At 71.2% G+C, this 2,873-nt stretch carries 2 protein-coding genes and 1 pseudogene; all 3 read left to right on the top strand.

All coding sequences use genetic code 11. From position 1 onward, the window contains the following. Nucleotides 1–706: phosphopantothenoylcysteine decarboxylase (locus VOI19_RS17495; protein WP_323794229.1), on the top strand; the 706-nt coding region annotated here is incomplete at its 5' end. Nucleotides 707–804: 98 nt separating this feature from the next. Beyond that, entirely contained in the window at nt 805–2,007 is a 1,203-nt protein-coding gene (gene metK, locus VOI19_RS17500) for a methionine adenosyltransferase (protein WP_323794230.1), read from the top strand. 155 nt (nt 2,008–2,162) lie between these two features. Continuing rightward, a pseudogene (locus VOI19_RS17505) lies at nt 2,163–2,873 on the top strand (primosome assembly protein PriA); the annotation flags it as partial.

Genomic DNA, 2,873 nt, shown 5'->3' on the forward strand with positions numbered 1-2,873 from the left:
CGAGGTGCTGGCCCGGGGCGCGAGCACCCCCGACCTCAAGGGTCGCCGCGTCGTCGTCTCGGCCGGCGGCACGCGGGAGTACCTCGACCCGGTGCGCTTCCTCGGCAACCGCTCCTCGGGCCGCCAGGGCTACGCACTCGCTGCCGCCGCCGCATCCCGCGGCGCCGAGGTGGTGCTGGTCGCCGCCAACGTCGCCCTCCCGGCCCCGGCCGGCGTGCGGGTCGTGGCCGTCGAGACCACCGCCGAGCTCCACCGCGAGGTGGTCGCCGCTGCGGCGAGTGCCGATGCCGTCGTGATGGCTGCGGCCCCGGCCGACTTCCGACCGACCGCGACGAGTGAGGCCAAGATCAAGAAGGCGCCTGATGGCTCCTCGCCGTCGATCGAGCTGGCTCAGAACGCCGACATCCTGCACGAGATCTCCACCGAGCGGGCTGTCGCCGGCAGCGTGATCGTCGGTTTCGCCGCCGAGACCGGTGACGCCACCGGCTCCGTGCTCGACCTCGCCCGCGCCAAGCTGGCCCGCAAGGGCTGCGACCTGCTGGTCGTCAATGACGTCAGCGGGGGAGCGGTCTTCGGCAGCGACGACAACGCGGCCGTCATCCTCGGCGCCGACGGCGGCGAGCGCGTCGTACCGCTCGGCAGCAAGGGTGCGCTGGCTCACGTCATCTGGGACGAGGTCGTGCAACGCTGGGGATTCGCCGACTGAGACGCCGGTCTTGCATGCTGGGACCACACTAGAATTACATCTTTCGGGACGACGCCGTCCGGATGCCGACATCGAACGATCTGAGAGCGAGATTCACCGTGGCTGGACGCCTTTTCACCTCGGAGTCCGTGACCGAAGGTCACCCCGACAAGATCGCTGACCGCATCAGCGACACGATCCTCGACTACCTGATGGAGCACGACGCCGACAAGGAGAACCTCCGGGTCGCCGTCGAGACGCTGCTGACCACGGGTCTCGTCGTCGTCGCCGGTGAGGTGCGCACCAACGCCTACGCCCCGATGGCCGACCTCGTGCGCGCCGCGATCCTCGACATCGGCTACGACTCCTCCGAGAAGGGCTTCGACGGCACCACGTGTGGCGTGCAGGTCGCCATCGGCGGCCAGTCGGCCGACATCGCGCAGGGCGTCGACCAGGGCCACGAGGCCCGTGTCGGAGCCTCCGAGGACGAGCTCGACGCCCGCGGCGCCGGCGACCAGGGCCTGATGTTCGGCTACGCCTGCGACGACACCGACGTGCTCATGCCGCTGCCGATCGTGATGGCGCAGCGTCTGTCGGAGAAGCTCACCGAGGTGCGCAAGAACGGCACGATGGACAACCTGCGTCCCGATGGCAAGACCCAGGTCACCATCGAGTACGACGAGGACGACGTGCCGGTCCGCGTCGACACGGTCGTGCTCTCGACGCAGCACTCCGAGGAGACCGACCTCGCCAAGCTCGAGGCCGAGATCAAGCAGCACGTCATCGACCCGGTGCTCGCCACGTTCAAGCTGCCCTCCGAGGGCTACCGCCTGCTCGTCAACCCGACCGGTCGTTTCGTCGTCGGCGGCCCGATGGGCGACGCCGGTCTGACCGGCCGCAAGATCATCGTCGACACCTACGGCGGCATGGCCCGCCACGGTGGCGGTGCCTTCTCGGGCAAGGACCCGTCGAAGGTCGACCGCTCGGCCGCCTACGCCATGCGCTGGGTCGCCAAGAACGTCGTCGCCGCGGGCCTGGCCCGTCGCTGCGAGGTCCAGGTCGCCTACGCGATCGGCAAGGCCCAGCCCGTCGGCGTGTTCGTGCAGACCTTCGGCACCGGCATCGTCTCCGACGAGGCGATCCAGAAGGCCGTGCTCGAGGTCTTCGACCTGCGCCCCGCCGCGATCCTGCGCGACCTCGACCTGCTCCGTCCGATCTACGCCCAGACCTCGGCGTACGGTCACTTCGGTCGCGAGCTGCCGGACTTCACCTGGGAGCGCACCGACCGCGCCGCCGCCCTGAAGGCCGCCGTCGGCTCCTGATTCACCCGCACCACACCGCACGTCCTGCCGAGTCGGCGCGTCTACGCGCCGACTCGGCGTCGTTTTGTCGGTGAGTCGGCGCGAGGTCGCGCCGAGTCGGCATCAGGGATGGGGGTTCGGGCGGCTGGTCGGTGGGTGCTGGTAGACCTACGCGCATGAGTGACGTCGGCGCGCAGCAGCAGCCCGAGGAGCAGCCTGAGCTGCTGCCGGGCATGGTGCGACGCACGGTGAAGCAGTCGCAGGCCAAGGCGCGCGCCACGAAGGCGCGCAAGGCTGCCGACCAGGCGATCACCACCGACCTGCCCGTCGCGCGGGTGCTGGTCGACGTGGCGCTCGCGCACCTCGACCGCACCTTCGACTACTCCGTGCCCGAGACGATGGCAGAGGCTGCGCAGCCCGGCGTTCGGGTCAAGGTCCGCTTCGCCGGCCACGACGTCGACGGCTACCTGCTCGAGCGTGCCGCGACCAGCGATCACGCCGGGGTGCTGGCTCCGTTGCGGCGCGTGGTCAGCTCGGAGCCGGTCCTGACCTCGAGCGTCGCCGCGCTGGCGGCCGAGGTCGCCGAGCGGTACGCCGGCGTGCGCTCCGACGTGCTGCGGCTCGCCGTACCCCCGCGTCATGCGACCACCGAGAAGCAGCCCTCCTCGGCGGAGCCCGCCCTCCCGCCGGTCGCGACGGCATCCCTCGACGCCGGGGCCTGGGTCGACTACCCGCACGCGACGCCGTTCCTCACCCACCTCTCCGAGGGCCGCGCGCCACGGGCGGTCTGGTCGGCCGCTCCAGGTGACGACTGGCCCGCCATGCTCGCGCAGGCGGCCGCAGCGGCACTGCGCCACGGCCGCTCGGCCGTCCTGTGCGTGCCCGAC

Origin of the sequence: Nocardioides sp., assembly GCF_034670285.1 — a bacterium.
Lineage (GTDB): Bacteria > Actinomycetota > Actinomycetes > Propionibacteriales > Nocardioidaceae > Nocardioides.